Consider the following 19,011-nt stretch of genomic DNA (forward strand, 5'->3'; position numbering starts at 1 on the left):
ACGTCACGCCACACCGTCGCGACGTTCGGTCCACAACTTTGTCAACGCTGTTGACACCGGCACTGCGACAGGCGTAGCTTGCCGCGCCATGGAGGAGGGAGCAGTGCTCGCCGGAGAGGAGCCGGCGCGCCCGCGGCTTGACCGTGAGCGCATTCTGGATGCAGCTGAGGCCATCGCGAGCAGCGAGGGCGTCGGCAAGCTGACCATGCGCCGGATCGGGGCGGAGCTCGGCAACGACCCGACCGCGGTCTACCGCCACTTCCGCAACAAGCAGGAGCTGCTGGTCCACCTCGCCGACCGCCTGTTCGCCACCGAGATCCCGGTCGACCCCAAGCTCTCGTGGCGCGAGCAGATGAAGGTCGAGTTCCGCCACGCGATGTACCGCTACCGCAGCCATCCGGACCTCTCGATGCTGCTCGCCGTCCAGCCCGACGACACGCCGTCGCTGCAGCGGATCGCCGAGAGCACGCTCGCCAAGCTCGTCGACTACGGCCTCTCCGACGCCGACGCGGGCCGCATCTTCCAGCTGATCGAGAACCACATCGTCGGCACCGGCCTCTACTACGCGCTGGTCGAGGACGCCGACGACCCGCGCCTGCGCGACCCCGACGCGATGCGCCGCGTCTACGCGCTGCTGCCCGAGGACAGGTTCCCGATCGCCTCCCGGGTCGCGCCCCACCTCTTCCCCGATCTCGACGAAGCGTTCGACTTCGGCACCGACGTGATCTTGGACGCCATCGAGCGTCTCGCAAGCCATACCGGTCCCCACACCAACGACGGAGCAACCACACCATGACGCGAGCTTTCCTGGCTCCCGCGGCGGTCGCCGCGCTCGCCGCCCTGGCGGCCACGGGCTGCGGCAAGGCCCTGCCCTCCTCGACCGCGGGCAGCAGCAGCACGCCCGCACCCACGTCGACCACCCAGCTGCCGTCGACGACGCCGGCCGCCTCGGGGGCGGTAGGCAAGATCACCTGGGCGACCTACCGCGACGTCGGGACGCTCGACCCGATCCAGGCGTTCGACTACCCGGAGAACACGGTCGACACCGCGCTCTGCGACTCGCTGCTCAAGCAGAACCCGGACGGCTCGCTGGCCGCCGGCATCTCGTCGCTGCCCGAGCATCCCGACGACAAGACCACGATCTTCCGCCTCAACCCCGACGCGAGGTTCTCCGACGGCAAGCCGGTCACGGCCGCCGACGTCGTCTGGGACCTCAAGCGCGCCCAGGACCCGAAGGCCGGCGGCTTCTACCCCGCGGTCTTCACCCGCGTCACGTCGATCGTCGCGACCGACGACCACACGGTCACGATCAAGCTCAGCAGGCCCGATTACTGGCTCGACGGCGAGCTTTCCCAGATGGCCGGCATCGTCTACGAGAAGGCCTACGCGGAGTCCAAGGGCAAGTCCTTCGGCACGCCGTCGGCCCCGACCGTCTGCGCCGGCCCCTACAAGGTGAAGTCCTGGAACGCGGGCGCCAGCCTGACCGTCGAGGCCAACCCCAACTACTGGTCGACGCCGAAGGCCAAGGTCAGGGAGATCTCCTTCAAGGGCGTCCCGGACGAGTCGTCGCTGACGACCGGCCTGATCACCGGCGGCATCCAGGGCTCCTACCCGCAGGCGCTGTCCTCGCTGGACCAGCTCAAGACCAACGGCAAGGTCACGGTCACCGAGGGCTCGTCCTACGCGCTGGACGCGATCGTCATCTCCAGCCTCAGGGGCGCGCTCGGCGACGTCCGCGTCCGCCAGGCGCTGTCGGCCGCGATCGACCGCAAGGCCTACATCAACACCGTCTACAAGGGCGGCGCGCAGGTCCCGCGCAACCTCGCCAACCCCGGCGCGTGGGGCTACGGCAGGGACGTCTTCGAGGCCGACTGGCAGAAGCTGCCGGAGATGACCCAGGACCTGGCCAGGGCCAAGGACCTGATCAGGCAGGCCGGCGCCTCGGGCAAGACCATCACCTTGGGCATGACCAACGAGGTCTCCAACCTCGCCTCGGCGGCCAACGCGATCCGCACGGCGGGCGAGGCGATCGGGCTGAAGGTGAAGTTCAAGGCCGTCTCGGCGCAGAACTTCATCAACTTCTTCACCGACCCCAAGGCGCGTGAGGGCATCGACGGCTTCCCGACCGTCAACTACCCCGACTACGCCGACCCGGCCGCGCTCTACAACACGATCGTCGCGCCGGACGGCAGCCAGAACTACTCGGCCTTCAGGGACGCCGAGATCAACTCGCTCATGGACCAGGCCCGCGCCACCGGCGACCCCGACGGCCGCGCCAAGCTCGTCGCCCAGGCCGGCGACAAGATCGCGCAGCAGCTGCCGTGGATCCCGATGGCCGCGCCGGACAACGTCCTGATCACGTCGAGCAACCTGTCGGGCGCGCCCGCCTCGTTCGTGTACATGGGCGGCCCGTGGGCGAACCTGCTGGGAGGCAAGTAGCCGATGTGGAAGTTCGCCGCCAGGCGCGCGGCGATGCTGGTGGCGGCGCTCCTGGTGTCGAGCTTCATCGTCTACGCGGCGTTGGAACTCGCACCGGGCGACCCGCTCGCGACGCTCTCCGGCGGCAGAACGCTGCCGCCGGAGGCCGTGGCCCAGCTGCGCGCGCAGTACCACCTCGATGACCCGTTCCTGGTGCGCTACGTGCACTGGCTCGGCAACGTCGTCTTCCACGGCGACCTCGGGACGTCGATCGCCTACCGCGAGAAGGTGACCTCGGTGATCGGCTCGCGGATCGGCGTGACCGTCGACCTGGTGCTCTACGCCGCGCTGCTGATCATCGTCTTCGGCGTCGGCCTCGGCGTGGTGTCCGGCCTCAAGAAGGGCTGGCTGGACAACTCGATCGTCGTCGTGACGACGATCTTCGCCGCGGTCCCGTCGTTCGTCGCCGCGATCGTGTTGTTGTCCGTCTTCTCGGTCAACCTGGGGTGGTTCCCCGCACTGGGGTCGGGTGACGGCGGGTTCGACACGATCAAGCACCTCACGTTGCCGGCGATCGCGCTGGCGCTGAGCGCGATGGCGATCGTGGTGCGCGTCACGCGCGTCGCGGTCCGGACCGAGCTGGGCCGCGAGCACGTGCAGACCGCCGTCTCGCGCGGGATCCCGTACCCGCAGGTCGTGCGCAAGCACGTCATCCGCAACGCGTCGATCCCGGTCACGACCGTCGTCGGGATCACGATCACCTCGCTGATCGCGCTGAGCGCGGTCGTCGAGCGCGCGTTCTCGCTGGACGGGCTCGGCGCCGCGCTGGTGCAGGCGGCGTTGTCGAAGGACTTCGCCGTCGTCCAGGGGATCTCGCTGATCTTCGTGGCGGCGTTCGTGGTCGCCAACGCGGTCGTCGACCTGTTGTACGCCTTCATGGATCCGCGCGTCGCGATGGGGAGCCGGGCGACATGAGCACCACGACCCCCACGGTCATCATGGACCAGGCGACGCGCACGCGCCGCCGTCGCGTGGCGGGCAACCAGATCGTCTTCTGGGTCTGCTCGGGCATCGTCGGCATCGCCGTGTTCCTGGCGATCTTCGGCCCCACGCTGGCACCGCACGACCCTAACGCGTCGAACCTCAACTACGCCTACGTCGGCACGGTCCAGGGCCACCTCCTGGGCTTCGACTCCCAGGGTCGCGACCTCCTGAGCCGCCTGCTGACCGGCGCGCGGACCTCGATGGCCGGGCCGTTCCTGGTGGTGGTGGTCTCGATGGCCGCCGGGACGACGCTGGCGATCACCGCCGCGTGGGTCGGCGGCTGGGTCGACTCGTTCATCTCGACCGTGCTCGACATCCTGTTCTCGTTCCCCGCGATCCTGCTGGCCGTCCTGGCCGCGGCGGTCTTCGGGGCCGGGATCACCGCGCCGACGCTGGCGCTGGGCCTGGCCTACACGCCGTACATCGCCCGCGTCCTGCGCGGCGCGGCGCTGCGGGAGCGGGCCCGCGAGTACATCGCGGCCTGCGAGGTCCAGGGGATCGGGGCGCTCGCGATCTGCGCGCGCCACCTGGCCCCGAACCTGCTGCCGCTGATCGTCGCCCAGGCCACGCTGACCTTCGGGTACGCGATGGTCGACTTCGCGGCGATCTCCTACATCGGGCTGGGCGTCCAGCCGCCGACGGCCGACTGGGGCGTGATGGTCAGCTCCGGCCAGGCCGGCGTGCTGCAGGGCTACCCGCTGGAGTCGCTGACCGCCGGCGGGGCGATCGTTGTTGTCGTTGTTGCCGTGAACCTGCTGGGCGAGCGCCTGGCTTCACGAGATACCGAAGGGCGCTGAACCAGATGACCGAGTTGTACGCCATCTCCGCAACCGAGGCGCTGGCGCGCTTCAAGGACCGCAGCCTCTCCCCCGTCGAGCTGCTCGACGCCGTGATCGCACGGGCCGAGGTCGTCGAGCCGACCGTCAACGCGCTCGTGCACGAGCGCCACGAGGAGGCGCGTGAGGAGGCCAAGGCCTCCGAGAAGCGCTACACCGCGTGGGCCGAGAAGGGCGCGCCCGCGCCGGGCGCGCTCGACGGCCTGCCCTGCGCGGTCAAGGAGGAGGAGGCGATCGAGGGTCAGCCGTGGACCCAGGGCTCCCTGATCTACAAGGACCTGATCGCCGACCACTCCTCCAACTTCGCGCGGCGGATGCTCGACGCCGGCGCGATCGTCCACGCCCGCACGACCGCGCCGGAGTTCTCGTGCGCGTTCTACACGCACTCGCGCATCCACGGCGTGACGCGCAACCCGTGGAACCCGGAGTTCGGCGTCGGCGGCTCGTCCGGCGGCGCCGGCGCGGCGCTGGCCTCGGGCACGACGACGATCGCCTCGGGCTCCGACATCGGCGGCTCGATCCGCGTCCCGGCGTCGTTCAACGGCGTCGTCGGCTTCAAGCCGCCGTTCGGCCGCGTGCCGCAGGCGGCGCCGTTCAACCACGACACCTACTGCCACTGCGGGCCGCTGGCCCGGACGGTCGCCGACACCGCGCTCTACGAGAACGCGCTGGCCGGGCCGTCGTCCGACGACATCGTCTCGCTGCGGCCCAAGTACGTGCTGCCGACCGAGTTCGACGGCGACCTGACCGGCATGAGGATCGCGGTGACCGTCGACTTCGGGACGTTCCCGGTCGACCCGGAGATCGCCGAGAACACGCTCGCGGTCGCCGAGGCGCTGCGCACGGCGGGCGCGGTAGTTGATGTCGTCGACCTGGTCCTGGAGCAGGACAAGGTCATGCGGGCGGCCGCGATCCACTTCCAGCTCGGCTTCGGCGACTACATCAAGGCCGAGGCCGAGGCGCACGCCGACCTCGTCACCGACTACGCGGCGGCGTTCGCCGCGACCCTCGCGCCGCAGGCCGAGGGCGGCTCGCTGCTGGAGAAGCACACGATCGAGGCCGAGCTGTACGCCCCGGTCGGCGCGCTGCTGGAGACCTACGACGCGCTGATCTGCCCGACGCTCGGCACCCGCGGGTTCGTCGCGGGCGAGTCCTACGTCGGCACGCCGATGACGGTCGGCGGGATCGAGCTGCACGACACGTTCCGCGCCTCGCTGACGCCGGTCTTCAACGTCATGTCGCGCTGCCCGGTCCTCAACGTCCCGTCCGGCTTCGCCGACAACGGCGTCCCGACCGGCGTCCAGATCGCGGGCCGCACCTACGACGACGTCACGCCGTTCAAGGTCGGCGCCGCGCTGGAGAAGGTCCGGCCGTGGCCGCTGGTCGCGCCGGCCGTCACGGGGGCCGAGGTCTGATGGCGGGCGCGCTCCTGGAGGTCGAGCACCTCGCCACGCAGCTGCAGGTCGAGGGCGAGCTGCGCACGGTCCTGCACGACGTCTCGCTCTCGATCGGCGAGGGCGAGGCGGTCGGGCTGGTCGGCGAGTCCGGCTCGGGCAAGTCGATGACCGCCCGCGCGGTCGCGCGGCTGCTGCCGACGGGCGCCAAGACCGACGGCGCGATCCGCTACGACGGCAGGGACGTCAACGCGCTCAGGGGCGGCGGGCTGCGCGACTACCGCGGCGAGGTCGCGATGGTCTTCCAGGACCCGCGCGCGCACATCAACCCGGTCCGGACGATCGGCGACTTCATGACCGAGTCGCTGCGCTCGATCCGCAGGGAGGACAAGAGCGCGGCGCGCGCCAAGGCGATCACGGCCTTGGACGACGTCGGGATCCCGGACGGCGAGCGGCGGCTGAGGCAGTACCCGCACGAGCTGTCGGGCGGCCTGCTGCAGCGCGTGATGATCGCCACCATGTTGCTCACCGAGCCCAGGCTCGTCCTGGCCGACGAGCCGACGACGGCCCTGGACGTGACGACGCAGGCCGAGGTGATGGCGATCCTCGACGAGCTGCGCCGCGAGCGCGGGATGGCGTTGTTGTTCATCACGCACGACCTCGAGCTGGCGGGCGCCGTCTGCGACCGCACGTCGGTGATGTACGCGGGCTCGATCGTCGAGACGCGCGAGAGCGCGAAGCTGCACAGCGACCCGCTGCATCCGTACACGGCGTCGCTGGGCACCGCGCGCCCGACGATCGACGCGTCGGTGCACCGCCTGACGGCGATCCCGGGCCGGCCGGTCAGCGCCTTCGAGGCGCCGGACGGCTGCCCGTTCGCGCCGCGCTGTGCCTTTGCCGAGGACCGCTGCCGCGCGACGCGGCCGCCGGTCGAGGAGCTGGACGGCGGGCAGGTCCGCTGCATCCGGGCGACCGAGCTGCGTGGGCGGCTCGTCAAGGAGGTGGTCCAGCATGGCTGAGCTCGTGTTGGAGGCGATCGGCCTGCGCAAGGAGTTCGGCGAGGTCGCGGCGGTCGACGGCGTCGACTTCCAGGTCCCGCGTGGCGGCTCGCTGGCGATCGTCGGCGAGTCGGGCTCGGGCAAGACGACGATCGCGAAGATGATCGTCGGCCTGGAGACGCCGACGGCCGGGACGATCACGGCGTGTGGCCGTGACCGCAGCGCCCCGGCGCGCGGCGCCAAGGAGCGCAAGGCGCGCGGCGGCGAGGTCCAGATCGTCTTCCAGGACCCGTACTCGTCGCTGGACCCGCGCCACTGCGCCGAGCAGGCGATCGAGGAGGTCCTGCGCCTGCACCAGCCGGGCATGGCCAAGGAGGCCCGCGCCGCGCGGATCGCGGAGCTCGGCGATCTCGTCGGGCTCGACGCACGCCAGCTGCGGGCGCGCCCCGGCGCGCTGAGCGGCGGCCAGCGCCAGCGGATCGCGATCGCGCGTGCGCTCGCGGCCGAGCCGCAGGTCGTGATCCTCGACGAGTCCGTCGCCGCGCTGGACGTCTCGATCCAGGCCCAGATCCTCAACCTGCTCGCCGACATCCGCGAGCAGACCGGCATCTCCTACATCTTGATCTCCCACGACCTCGCGGTCGTGCGCCAGATCACCGACGAAGCGATCGTCATGCACCGCGGCAAGGTCGTCGAGCGCGGGTCCACCGCGTCGATCCTCGACCACCCGCAGCAGCCCTACACCCAGCTCCTCCGAGCCTCTGTCCCGAGACCCGGTTGGAAGCCGACGCGCGCGATGCGTGCGCAGACCGAAGGAACCCCCTCATGACTCCCCCGCTCGACCTCGCGCTCGTCAACGGGCGCGTGCGCACGCTGAACCCCGACCAGCCGTCGGCCACCGCGATCGGCGTCACCGGCGACACGATCGTCGCCCTGGGCGACGACGCCGCCGTCCGCGCCGAGGCGGACTCGACCACCGAGGTCATCGACCTCAAGGGCGCGGCGGTGATCCCGGGGATCATCGACTCCCACGTGCACCCGTTCTTCGGCGGGATCGGCGGCGCCCGCGGCGCCGACCTGATGGACGCGCGCACGCTCGATGACGTCCGCCGGCTGATCTCCGAGGAGCGCGCGAAGTGCGCGCCGGACCAGTGGGTCCTGGGCTTCGGCCTGGACTACAACGCGTTCGCGGAGACCGGCATCAGCGGTGAGCTGCTGGCCGACGCCGCGGGCGGCGGCCCGGCGATGCTGACGTTCATCGACTTCCACACCGCGCTGGCCACGCCGCGCGCGCTGGAGCTGGCGGGCGTCGACGGGCCCCGCGAGTTCTCCGAGCACGCCGAGGTCGTCGTCGACGCAAGCGGCAGGCCGACCGGCGAGCTGCGCGAGGGCGAGGCGATGGAGCTGGTCCGCAGCGCGATGCCGGAGCTGACCGACGCCGAGGTGTACGCCTTGAACGTCCAGCAGCTCAAGCGCTTCGCGGCGGTCGGCATGACCGGCCTGCACGGCATGGACGGCACGCTCGACACGCCGGGCATCCTGCGCGAGCTGGAGGCCAACGGCGACCTCGCGACGCGCATGGTGATGCCGTTCTGGTCGCAGCCCGACACGCCCGAGGAGGTCTGGGCCGAGTACGCCAAGCACCGCACCGAGGCCGGCGACCGCTGGCGGATGGGCGTCGCGAAGCTGTTCATCGACGGCGTCATCGACACCGGCACCGGCTGGCTGTTCGAGCCCGACTCCGAGGGCGACGGGCTGAGCGCGTTCTGGCCGGAGATCGAGAAGTACTTCCGGGCGGTGGAGTTCTTCGCGAAGGAGGGCTTCCAGATCGTCACGCACGCGACGGGCGACCGCGCGGTGCACGAGGCGCTCAACGCCTACAAGAAGGCGGGCGCGGCGCCGGGGATCCGGCACCGGATCGAGCACATCGAGACGCTGCAGCCTTCTGATCTCCCGCGCTTCGCGGCCGAGAACGTCATCGCCTCGATGCAGGCCCAGCACATGATGTGGCTGGAGCCCGACCGCAGCGACAACTGGTCGGTGCGCCTCGGCAAGGAGCGCACCGAGCCCGGCCGCGCGTTCCCGATCCGTTCGATCTGGGAGACCGGCGCGCACGTGACGCTCGGCTCCGACTGGCCGGTCGCGCGCTACGACTGGCGCGAGGGCATGGCGGCGGCGCAGTTGCGCCGGGCGCCCGGCCACCCCGACCGCGCGGCCTACGACGACCAGGGCCTGACCGCGCTGCAGGCGCTGGAGGGCTACACGACCCGCGCCGCCGAGACCGTCGGCGACACGCGCCTCGGCGCGCTGCGCACCGGCCGCCTCGCCGACATCACCGTGATGGCCGAGGACCCGGTCGAGATCTCCCCCGACGACCTGCTCACCAACCCGGTCGCGTTGACCGTGGTCGGTGGCGAGGTCGTGTTCCGGGGTTCGGTGCTCGAGGGCTAGTCCTCCTCCTGGAGCCCCAGCACCCGCGCGACGCGGGCCGGGTCGGCGATCGCCTCGATCAGCTGCACCCGGCCGGCGTCGTTGTTCGTGAAGCGCAGGAGCGCGACCGGCGCGCCGTCCTGGTAGCCGACGAAGCCCGCGTGGCCGTCGATCAGCGCCGGGACCGCGGTGCGGCCCATGCGCGCGCCGATCCGCGCCTGCGAGGCGACGGCCTCCGCGCCGTGCAGCGCGCGCAGCGTCCCGGCGCCGCCGTCGCCGCGCATCATCACGTCCGGGTCGAGGACCGCGAGCAGACCCTCGAAGTCCCCGGCGCGCGAGGCGGCCAGGAACGCGTCGACGATCCGCCGATCCGCCACCGCCCGCTGCTCGGCGTCGACCGAGCGCACGCGGCGGCGCGCGCGCGACGCGAGCTGGCGGGTCGCGGCCGGCGACTTCTCGAGGATCGTCGCGACGTCCTCGAACGGCACGGCGAACAGGTCGTGCAGGACGAACGCGATCCGCTCGGCCGGGCCGAGCTGCTCCAACACGATGAACAACGCGACGCCGATCGTGTCGGTCATCAGCGCCGCGTCCTCGGGTCCCGCGTGCCCGTCGTCGTCGAGCGCGATCACGACCGGGTCGGCGAGCCGGTCGGCTTCCAGCGCCTCCTCCCGGCGGCGCCTGCGGGAGTCGAGCATCGTCAGGCAGACGCGTGAGACGACCGTGGTCAGCCAGCCGCCCATGTTGATGATGTCGCTCGGCTCGTCGCCGGAGCGGGCGACCTTCAGCCACGCCTCCTGCAGCGCGTCGTCGGCCTCGGCGCGCGAGCCGAGCATCCGGTAGGCCACCGCGCGCAGGTGGCTGCGGTGCTCCTCGAACTCCGCCGCGAAGACGTCGTTGCGGTCCATCGTGCTGGTCACTGTCACACACTCCCGTTCGGGTCGGTCACCTCCTTGACGAACGCGACAACCAACGTGTGACAAAGGAGCAACCCATCATGTCGACCACTGAGACCACGACCACGCCGCTGACCGCCCGCATGGACCATCCCGTCTTCCTCGTGCCCGGGGCGATGGACGCCGCGCAGGCGCTGAGCAAGGCGATCAGCCGCATCGACCTCGGCTTCGACCTCGAGTACGTCCTGCTGCGCGCCAGCCAGATCAACGGCTGCGGCGTCTGCGTGGACATGCACGCCAAGGCGCTGCGCGGGCGCGGCGAGTCCGAGGAGCGCGTGTGGGCGGTCGCCGCCTGGCGCGAGTCGCCGTACTTCACCGACGCCGAGCGCGCCGCGCTGGACCTGACCGAGGCGCTGACGCGGATCGCCGACGCGCCCGAGGGCGTCAGCGACGAGGTCTGGGCCACCGCCCGCGCGCAGTTCGACGACGCGCAGCTGTCGGCGCTGATCCTCGACATCGGCGTGATCAACCTCTGGAACCGGACCAACGTGGCGACCCGCCAGATCGTGGGCGCGCTGCCGTCGTCCTAGTTCATCGTGATGCGGCGCAGGACGTCGATCGCGACGTCGTGCAGCTCAGCCCTTTGACTTCGGAGCCGAGGGTGCCGGCTGTGCCGGGCGGAGAGGTATGAGGCTCTGAGGCGCCGGCGGCCTGGCCGGCGTCTTCGCCGGGGTCAGCGATCCCTTCTGCTCACCCGTGCCCGGTCGATGCTTCACGCCCTGTCCCTCGTCGAGGGCGTCAACGGAACGAGCTTCGGCTGGGCAGGCGGCACGGTCGGAGTCTTCAATGCGCTGAGCGCGCCCTCTTGAAGTCGCCGGTTGTCCGAATCGCTCATGTCTCAAGGGTAGCCGAAGCATCAGAGGACAACAGGTCGATTCGCGCGATCTGCGCCGCGGCGATGTAGACGCCCTGATCCGGGACGATGCGGTCGGCCAATGATCGCACCCTGTCCTTGTTGACGGTCACGGTGCAAAGGCTCTCGAGGTAAACGTCGTGAGGTGACGGTGTCTGCCCGACGGCAGAGCGCTCCCCGTAGATCCCACCGACCAGGCGTGGCTTCTCGTCGGTGTGGCCGATCATCTCGACGATCACCCATCCGCCTTCCCTGCGCCACCGTTGGTAGGCGAAGTCGAACGCGTCGCGTGCCTCGCCGGCGCCGAAGGCTGCCGCGAACAGGTTCGGCGGGCCGTCCGCCGCCTCGACCCGTGCCAGGTACCGGTTCAGTCCGGTCCCTAGCGCAACCGGAACCACGAGCAGGACTACAGCTCCATACGCGGTGAGCGCGCCCCAGTGGTCGGTCCACTCGTCGGGCTTGCCGATCGTCGCGACGAGATGGACGGTCCAGAAGCCGAAGGCCACGTGGACCAAGAGCGTGTAGCTCAGCGATCGCAGCGCAAGTTCGAGGTCGCTGCGCGAGCCACGCGCCGAACGGGCGACGCTGAGCTCCGCGATGATGAACCCTGGCATCAAGAGCGCGATCGCTGACAGGATCGCCACCGATGTGTTCATCATGCGCGTATCACCATCCGACGGCGAACCGTACTGGTGTACGCGGTCGTGTCCGGACCGCTGACTAGTTCATCGTGATGCGGCGCAGGACGTCGATCGCGACGTCGTGCAGCTCGGTGATGTCGCGGCCCTGGTCGAGGGCCGTGATCACCAGGTCGCGGAAGCCGCCGGTGATGATCGTGGCGACCTCGAGCGGGAGCGGGCGCAGGGTGGCGTCGTGCTCCCGCGCCTCCTCGACCAGCAGCATGATCTGGCGCGCCCAGCGCTCGTTCATCCGCTGCACGCGCGCGAGCCCGTCCGGGCCGATCGACGGCGTCTCCTGGATGCAGGCGCGGGTCAGGACGGGCTCGGCCGCGACCGCCTCGAGGTAGGCGCCGAGCGCCGCCTCGGAGCGCTCGGCGAACGGCGCGTCGCCGGTGGCGGCGTCGGCGATCCGCAACAGCAACGCCTCGCTGACGACGTCGAACAGCGCCAGGAAGCAGGCGTCGCGGTCGGCGAAGTGCTGGTAGAACGTCCGCCGCGAAGTCTTGGCGTTCCTGACGACCTCGGCGACCGTGACCGGCCGCAGCGACCCGTGCTCGCGGATCGCCTCGGCCATCCCCACCAGCAACCGCTCGCGGAAGCCGCCGGCCGACGAGACGAGCGGAAGCGTCTCGGCGCTCACGCCGCCGCCTTGGCCTCCACGGCCTCGACGGGCCGCGCCGCGCGCTTCTCGATCCGCGCCATGCCGCCGCCCGCGGGCGACCACGCGACGCCCTTGAACTGCCAGCGCTCGTCGGGCGCGTCGGTCGGCAGGAAGCGCACGCGCTCCAGGATCACGCGCAGGACGACGTCGAGCTCCATGTGCGCGAACGTCGCGCCGATGCAGCGCCGGCGCCCGCCGCCGAACGGGATCCACTCGTAGGTCCCGGGGTTGACGCCGAGGAAGCGCTCGGGGTTGAACACGTCGGGGCGCTCGAACAGGTTGGGGTCGTAGTGCGTGAGCCCGGCGCTGAGGCCGATCAGGCGGCCCTTCGGGATCCGGTAGCCGCCGACCTCGAACGGCTGGATCGTGTGGCGGCCGGCAAACGAGATCACCGGGCGCATGCGTTGCACCTCGCGGATCGTGGCGTCGCGGAAGGCCTTGCCGTCGGCGCTGTCGACTTCTTCTACAAGTCGCTGCAGCACGGCCGGGTTGCGGCGCAGCCGCTCGACCGCCCACGACAGCGTGTGCGCGGTCGTCTCGTGGCCCGCGGCGAGCATCGTGACGAGCTGGTCGCGGATCTCGGCGTTGGTCAGCGGCGAGCCGTCCTCGCGCCTGGCCTGGACCATCAACGCAAGGACATCAACTCGCTCGTCCAGCTCCGGGTCGCGCTTGGCGTCCTCGATCAGCGTGTCGAGGATCGCGTCCACGCGGGCGCGCAGGCGCAGGAACCTGCCCCAGGGGCTGAAGCGCCCGTAGTCCCTCTGGATCTGCGGGAAGCGCGACAGGTGCTGGCCCTGCTCGGTCCACGGCGGGAGCAGGGCCTCCAACTCGGTCAGGCGTGCGCCCTCGGCGCCGAAGACCGCGCGCAGGATCGCGCGCAGCGTGATCCGCTGCATCGACCTGGCGGTCGGGAACTCGACGCCCTCCGGCCACGTCTGCACCTCGGCGATCGCGATCTCCTCGATCAGCGGCTCGTAGGCCCTCATGCGCGAGCCCTTGAAGGGCGGCAGGAGCAGCTTGCGCTGCTCCATGTGGTACTCCTCATCGATCCCGAGCAGCGAGTGATCGCCGAGCACGCGGCGCAGCGGCGAGCGCGAGCCGGCGTGCAGGACCTTCGGGTCGGCCTGGAAGGTGTGCTTGATCAGCGCGGGGTCGGCGAGCACGACCATCGGCCCGAGGCTGAGCACGTTGATGGAGAACATGTTCCCGTAGCGGCGGCGCAGCCGCTCCAGGTACGGGCGCTGGCGGGCCATCATGCCGAGCGTCTGCACCGGCATCGGGGAGCGCGGCCCGGGCGGGACGCCGTCGATCACGGTGGCCATGGTCATCCTCTCCTGACGAGCCCTTCCAGGCGCTCGACGATGTCGTAGTACCTGCTCGGCGCGAACCGCACCAGCAGGTCCAGGGCGACCGCGTCGGGACCCACGCGGATCCGCGACCTCTGCTTCTCGACGCCCTCGTGGATGATCTTCGCCGCGCGCTCCGGCGACGTACGCGCGATCGTCGCGAACTCGCGCGCGGCGCTCTCGACGTCCTGGTGGTCGCCGCGGAAGTCCGCGCGGAAGCGGGCGTTGGACACGATGTTGGTCTTGACGCCGCCGGGATGCACGACCGCCGCGCGGACGCCGGTGCCCCTGAGCTCGTGGCGCAGCGCCTCGGTGTAGCCGCGGACCGCGAACTTCGACGCGCAGTACGCCGACTGATGCGGGAAGCCGACCAGTCCGAAGACCGACGAGGTGTTGACGATCACGCCCGACCTCTGCTCCAGCAGGATCGGCAGGAACGACGTCACGCCGTTGACGACGCCGTGGAAGTTGACGTCCAGCACCCACTGGTCGTCCTCGGGCGAGGCGTCGGCGACGCCCTGCAGCACGGTCACGCCGGCGTTGTTGAAGACGAGGCCGAGCGGCTGCGGCGCCCACTCCTTGACGGAGGCCGCGAAGGCCATCACGCCCTGGCGGTCGCGGACGTCCAGCTTCTTGGTCATGACCGGCCCGGAGATCGAGGCGGCCGTCTCCTCCAGCCCGTCCTCGTTCCAGTCGGCCAGCGCGACCGGGCAGCCATGCCTGGCCAGCCGCCGCGCAGTGGCCTGGCCGATGCCCGACCCGGCCCCGGTGATGACGGCCGTGCGGCCGTTGACGCTGCTCATGGTACGTGAGCGTACCAGGGCTTGACAGGATGTCCAGAACCGCCGCGTGCGACCCGTCACACGACGAGGGCCGCGGCTTTCGCCGCGGCCCTCGTCAGGGAACATCTCCCTCCTCAGGGAGCTTTCTAGGGCGTGGACCAGCCCCGGCCGCCGCCGGTGACCTGGAACTGGTCGGTCTGGTCCGCGGTCGACGAGTCGCCGCCGAAGACGTCGATCTCACCGGGCTCGACCGTGAACTTGCCCGAGTTGTCGTAGAACCCGACGTCGGACGCGTCGAGTCGGAACGTCACGGTCTGCCTCTCGCCGGCCTTCAGCGTCACGCGCTGGAAGCCGCGCAGGCGGCGGACCGGCTGCTCCAGCGAGGCGACCGGGTCGTGGATGTAGAGCTGCGCCACGTCGTCACCCGTGCGCGAGCCGGTGTTCGTCACGTCCATGCTGACCTGCACGGAGCCGTTGCGCGCGTTCATCTGATGGGTGTTGAGCCTCAGGTTGTCCACCTTGAACGAGGTGTAGGACAACCCGTAGCCGAACGGGAACAGCGGGTCGCAGGAGTCGATATCGCGGTAGCGCGAGTCGTACTTCTGCGACGTGTCGCACGGGCGGCCGGTCGGATCGTGGTTGTAGTAGATCGGGACCTGGCCGACCGAGCGCGGGAACGACACCGGCAGCTTGCCGCCGGGGTTGGCCGCGCCGAACAGGACGTCGGCGACCGAGTTGCCGGCCTCGATTCCCGGGAACCACGCCTCGACGAGCGCGGCCGAGTTGGCCACCACCCTGCCGAGCGTCAGCGGGCGGCTGTTGAACAGCACGACCGTGACCGGCTTGCCGGTGGCCTGGATCGCGTCGAGCAGGTCCTCCTGCCTGCCGGGGAGGTCGAGGTCGCTCCGGACCTCGGCCTCCCCACCCTGGCCGCGCACCTCACCGAGCGCGAGCACGACCTGGTCGGCGTTCTTGGCCGCCGCGACCGCGTCCGCGAAGCCGGAGTCGTCCGGGCACTCGTTGGCCGGGTCGTAGAGGTCGGCGTCCACCATCTTGCAGCCCTCGGTGAACGTCGTGTTGGGGTTCTGGGCCTTGATGCCGGTGTACACGGAGACCGCGTCGGCGTCCTGGCCCTGGCCCCACCACGGGCCGAGCATGTCGTGCTGGTCGTCGCCCAGCGGCCCGATCACCGCGACGGACTTCCTGGGATCGAGCGGGAGCGTGTTGTTGTCGTTCTTGAGCAAGACCATGGTCTTGGCCGCGTCGGCGCGCGCCTTGGCGCGGTCGGCGGGCTGCAGCGTCTGCGACGCGATCTTGGACTGGTCGACGTACGGGTGGTCGAACAGGCCCGCGCGGAACTTCACGCGCAGGATCCGGCGGACCGCGTCGTTGAGGCGGTTCATCGAGATCTGCCCGGTCGACAGCAGCTGCTTGCCGTTGTCGCGGATGTTGGTCGACACCATCTCGGAGTCGGTGCCGGCGTTCAGCGCCGCGGCGCCGGCCGACGGTCCGTCGGCGGCGATGCCGTGGCCGCACGGGCCCTCGTCCCTGTTCTTGGGCGGGCACGCGCGCAGCTCGTCGACCGCCGTGTAGTCGGACTCGACGAAGCCGTCGAAGTGCCACTCGTTCTTGAGGATGTCGGTCTCGGTGTGCGGGTTGGCGCACCCGGGCGAGCCGCTGATCGAGTTGAACGAGCACATGACCGTGTCGCTGCCCGCGTCGATCGCCGCCTTGAACGGCGGCAGGATCAGGTTGCGCAGGCGGGACTCGCTCACGTCGGTCGTGTTGTAGTCACGCCCGCCCTCGGCGAGGCCGTAGCCGGCGAGGTGCTTGACCGACGTCACGACCTTGTCGGGCGCGGCGTAGTTGTTGCCCTGCGCGGCGCGGACCTTGGCGGCGGCCATGACCGAGCCGAGGTACGGGTCCTCGCCCGAGCCCTCGACGATCCGGCCCCAGCGTGGCTCGTGGCTGACGTCGACCATCGGCGCGTAGATCTGCTTGATGCCGACCGCCGCGCTCTCGCGCGCGGAGATCGTGAAGTCGTCGGTCGCCACGACCGGGTCGAACGCCGCGGCCTCGGCGAGCGGGACCGGGAAGGTGGTCCGGTAGCCGTGGATCGTGTCGTAGGCGAACAGGATCGGGATGTGCAGCCGCGACTGCTGCACCGCGACGTGCTGGTAGTGGTCGATCTTCGCCGGGTCGGTGAGGCTGAAGACGCCACCGACCCCGTTCTTGGCGTCCTGGTCGGTGATCTGCCCGTCGCTGAGCAGCTGGACCTGTTGGAGCTTCTCGTCGACCGTCATCTGCCGCAGCAGGCGATCGATCTTCTGCTCGATGCCGCGGTCGGCGGGCGCGCGCGTGACCGCGAGTTCCTGGTCGTCCCCCGCCCCGGTGCCGGCGATCACCGCCCCCGCTCCAGTCGTCGTGGCAGCGATCACCGCGATGGCGAGCGCCAGCTTCCGTCCCCGTATACGCACTTCGTGCCCCTCCTGCCGGTGGTTCTGGACCCGGGCGCTCGGTTCCCCATGGAGGGCTCGCGCGAAACATGGATCCGGCGTTGTTGTACACCCAGGTTTGAGGGCTTTTGGAAGGGGACACTCCCCCGGCAACCAAGCACCCTTACCAGTGAGGAGCCGTTCCCGATGAGCCAGGTCCGCACCCGTGCCGTCGCAGTTCTTGCCGTCGCCGGAGTCGCCGGCGCCGTCCTTCCCGCCACCGCTCCCGCGAGCGACATCGGGTTGAAGAAGACCGTCGTCCGCTACGAGAAGCGGCTCGCGCCGACCGTCGTCAGGTGGAAGGCGGCCGACAAGGCGCTGCCGGACGCCACGAGCACCGACACCGCGTCGGCCGCGACCGGCGCGTTCCGCAGGGGGCTGCACCAGTGGAAGGTCGCGGTGACGCCGATCAAGACCGAGAGCGCGACGGCCGCGGGCGGCAAGAAGGAGCTGCTGACGGCGATCCGCGAGTACGACCTCGGGCTCGTGCAGTACCAGAAGCTGCTGGACAAGCTGACGGCGGGCGCGACGAAGGACTCGCTGAAGGCGACGCTGACGAGGACCGAGAAGCGGATCGTCGCGGCGGCCAACGACGAGCACGCGGCGCTGAAGGAGCTCGGGCTGCTGAAGTAGCTCACGTGGCGGCGTAGCATTCGCTGAACGGCCGGCGTGCATGGCGTTGACTGCATGCACGTCGGCTGGTTGTATGCAGGCATGTCCGAGATGAGCACCGAGAGCGTCACGCAGCAGCCGCTGTTGATCGGCGGGGAGTGGGTCGGAGCGGAGGGCGGCCGGACGTTCGGCAAGGCCGATCCGTTCACGGGTGAGGCGGTGACCGAGGCGGCTGCCGCTTCGGTCGCGGATGCGGCGCGAGCGGCGGAGGCCGCCGACCGCGCCTTCCCTGCCTGGTCGTCCCTCGCGGCGGAGGAGCGCGCGGGGTTCCTGGGCCGTGCGGCGGATCTCCTCGATGAGCGTGCGCCGGACATCGCATCGACGATGACCGCGGAGTGCGGGGCGACCTTCGGGTGGGGCATGTTCAACTGCGGTCTGGCCGCGGGGATGCTGCGGCATGCTGCGTCGTTGGCCGGGCAGGTCGATGAGGAGGTGGCGATCGAGTCGCATGTCCCGGGGTTGAACGCGCGGGCGGTGCGTCAGGCCGCGGGTGTCGTGGTGGGGATCGCGCCGTGGAACGCGCCGATCATCCTCGCCACCCGCGCGGTCGCGACCCCGCTGGCGTTTGGCAACACGGTGGTGTTGAAGGCGTCGGAGGAGTGCCCGCGCACCCACGCCGCCATCGCTGCGGCGATCAACGACGCGGGCGTGCCCGCGGGCGTGATCAACCTCATCACCAACCAGCCCGAGGACGCTGCCGAGGTCGTCGCGGCGTTGATCGAGCATCCCGCGGTCAAGCGCATCAACTTCACCGGCTCGACCAAGGTCGGGCGGATCATCGCCGAGAAGGCCGCGACCCAGCTGAAGCGCACGCTGCTGGAGTTGGGCGGCAAGGCGCCGTTCGTCGTGCTGCCCGACGCCGACCTCGACGAAGCCGCCGCCGCCGCGAACTTCGGCGCGTTCATGAACTCCGGCCAGATCTGCATGAGCACCGAGCGGATCGTCGTCGACCAGGCCGTCGCCGACGACCTCAAGAGCAAGTTGGTGGCCAAGGCCGAGGGCCTCGTCGTCGGCGACCCGCGCGACCAGGGCACGATGATCGGCCCGGTCGTCAACCAGGCCGCCGCCGACCGTGTGGCGGAGTTGCTCGAGGACGCGAAGGCCAAGGGCGCGGAGGTGCTGACCGGCGGCCAGGCCGACGGCCTGCTCCTCACCCCCACGATCGTCGCCGGCGTCACGCCGGAGATGCGGATCTACGCCGAGGAGTCCTTCGGCCCGATCGTCACGGTCATCGAGGTCGACGGCGCCGACGAAGCCGTCCGCGTCGCCAACGACACCGAGTACGGCCTCGCCGCCGCGGTCTTCGGCGACCCGGCGAGCGCGGAGGCGGTCGCCCGGCGGATCCAGTCCGGCATCTGCCATATCAACGGCGCCACCGTCCACGACGAACCCCAGATGCCCTTCGGCGGCGTCAAGCACTCCGGCTGGGGCCGCTTCGGCGGCGAC

The 19,011-nt window shown here is 70.7% G+C and carries 17 protein-coding genes; 11 read left to right on the forward strand and 6 right to left on the reverse strand.

Going from position 1 to position 19,011, the window contains the following annotated elements; all coding sequences use genetic code 11:
* The first annotated feature begins 88 nt into the window (after positions 1–88).
* Genes H030_RS39295 through H030_RS0121395 form a run of 8 tightly spaced genes read left to right on the forward strand, consistent with a single transcriptional unit; the run spans position 89 to position 9,141 of the window.
* A complete protein-coding gene (locus H030_RS39295) occupies positions 89–796 on the forward strand; it encodes a TetR/AcrR family transcriptional regulator (RefSeq protein ID WP_196809213.1) in 708 nt (235 codons plus the stop codon).
* Entirely contained in the window at positions 793–2,439 is a 1,647-nt protein-coding gene (locus H030_RS0121365) for an ABC transporter substrate-binding protein (protein ID WP_027007613.1), read from the forward strand. Before H030_RS39295 ends, H030_RS0121365 begins: the two co-directional genes overlap by 4 nt.
* Positions 2,440–2,442: 3 nt before the next feature.
* Positions 2,443–3,393 (forward strand): ABC transporter permease, encoded by a 951-nt coding sequence (locus tag H030_RS0121370; protein ID WP_027007614.1) that lies wholly within the window; start codon positions 2,443–2,445, stop codon positions 3,391–3,393.
* Entirely contained in the window at positions 3,390–4,259 is an 870-nt protein-coding gene (locus H030_RS0121375; RefSeq protein WP_051223319.1) for an ABC transporter permease, read from the forward strand. Before H030_RS0121370 ends, H030_RS0121375 begins: the two co-directional genes overlap by 4 nt.
* Positions 4,260–4,264: 5 nt before the next feature.
* Positions 4,265–5,713, forward strand: coding sequence for an amidase (locus H030_RS0121380; protein ID WP_027007616.1), 1,449 nt, complete (start codon positions 4,265–4,267; stop codon positions 5,711–5,713).
* On the forward strand, positions 5,713–6,711 hold the full coding sequence (locus H030_RS0121385) for an ABC transporter ATP-binding protein (protein ID WP_027007617.1): 999 nt from the start codon (positions 5,713–5,715) through the stop codon (positions 6,709–6,711). Before H030_RS0121380 ends, H030_RS0121385 begins: the two co-directional genes overlap by 1 nt.
* Positions 6,704–7,519 carry an ABC transporter ATP-binding protein gene (locus H030_RS34125; RefSeq protein ID WP_035128067.1) on the forward strand — a complete coding sequence of 272 codons (816 nt, stop codon included), beginning with the start codon at positions 6,704–6,706 and terminating at the stop codon, positions 7,517–7,519. Before H030_RS0121385 ends, H030_RS34125 begins: the two co-directional genes overlap by 8 nt.
* Positions 7,516–9,141, forward strand: coding sequence for an amidohydrolase (locus tag H030_RS0121395; RefSeq protein WP_027007618.1), 1,626 nt, complete (start codon positions 7,516–7,518; stop codon positions 9,139–9,141). The genes H030_RS34125 and H030_RS0121395 overlap by 4 nt, the downstream gene beginning before the upstream one ends.
* On the opposite strand, the gene H030_RS0121400 is transcribed toward H030_RS0121395, so the two are convergent.
* Positions 9,138–10,040, reverse strand: a complete 903-nt coding sequence (locus H030_RS0121400) for a sigma-70 family RNA polymerase sigma factor (protein WP_231398500.1) — start codon at positions 10,038–10,040, stop codon at positions 9,138–9,140. The genes H030_RS0121395 and H030_RS0121400 overlap by 4 nt on opposite strands.
* Positions 10,041–10,117: 77 nt before the next feature.
* Here H030_RS0121400 and H030_RS0121405 point away from each other — a divergent pair, with 77 nt between their 5' ends.
* A complete protein-coding gene (locus H030_RS0121405) occupies positions 10,118–10,606 on the forward strand; it encodes a carboxymuconolactone decarboxylase family protein (protein WP_231398501.1) in 489 nt (162 codons plus the stop codon).
* A gap of 301 nt (positions 10,607–10,907) precedes the next feature.
* Here the strand turns inward: H030_RS0121405 and H030_RS0121410 are convergent, their stop codons facing one another.
* The 5 genes from H030_RS0121410 to bglX all read right to left on the reverse strand — a co-directional run bounded on the left by H030_RS0121410 (position 10,908) and on the right by bglX (position 16,803).
* A complete protein-coding gene (locus H030_RS0121410; RefSeq protein ID WP_027007621.1) occupies positions 10,908–11,588 on the reverse strand; it encodes a DUF6338 family protein in 681 nt (226 codons plus the stop codon).
* Between the two features lie 61 nt (positions 11,589–11,649).
* Positions 11,650–12,249, reverse strand: coding sequence for a TetR/AcrR family transcriptional regulator (locus H030_RS0121415; RefSeq protein WP_027007622.1), 600 nt, complete (start codon positions 12,247–12,249; stop codon positions 11,650–11,652).
* The gene (locus H030_RS0121420; RefSeq protein WP_051223321.1) at positions 12,246–13,592 is read right to left on the reverse strand and encodes a cytochrome P450; all 1,347 of its coding nucleotides are present in this window, start codon (positions 13,590–13,592) and stop codon (positions 12,246–12,248) included. Before H030_RS0121420 ends, H030_RS0121415 begins: the two co-directional genes overlap by 4 nt.
* 2 nt (positions 13,593–13,594) lie before the next feature.
* A complete protein-coding gene (locus H030_RS0121425; RefSeq protein WP_035128069.1) occupies positions 13,595–14,419 on the reverse strand; it encodes an SDR family NAD(P)-dependent oxidoreductase in 825 nt (274 codons plus the stop codon).
* A 125-nt stretch (positions 14,420–14,544) separates the two neighbouring features.
* On the reverse strand, positions 14,545–16,803 hold the full coding sequence (bglX, locus tag H030_RS34130; RefSeq protein ID WP_051223323.1) for a beta-glucosidase BglX: 2,259 nt from the start codon (positions 16,801–16,803) through the stop codon (positions 14,545–14,547).
* A 237-nt stretch (positions 16,804–17,040) separates the two neighbouring features.
* Between bglX and H030_RS39810 the strand changes: the two genes are divergently transcribed.
* Positions 17,041–17,526 (forward strand): hypothetical protein, encoded by a 486-nt coding sequence (locus tag H030_RS39810; RefSeq protein WP_027007625.1) that lies wholly within the window; start codon positions 17,041–17,043, stop codon positions 17,524–17,526.
* 81 nt (positions 17,527–17,607) lie between these two features.
* On the forward strand, positions 17,608–19,011 hold a 1,404-nt coding region (locus H030_RS0121440), incomplete at its 3' end, for an aldehyde dehydrogenase family protein (protein ID WP_035128071.1).

The sequence above is a fragment of the Conexibacter woesei Iso977N genome, from assembly GCF_000424625.1.
In the GTDB taxonomy this organism is placed as follows: Bacteria; Actinomycetota; Thermoleophilia; order Solirubrobacterales; family Solirubrobacteraceae; genus Baekduia; species Baekduia woesei_A.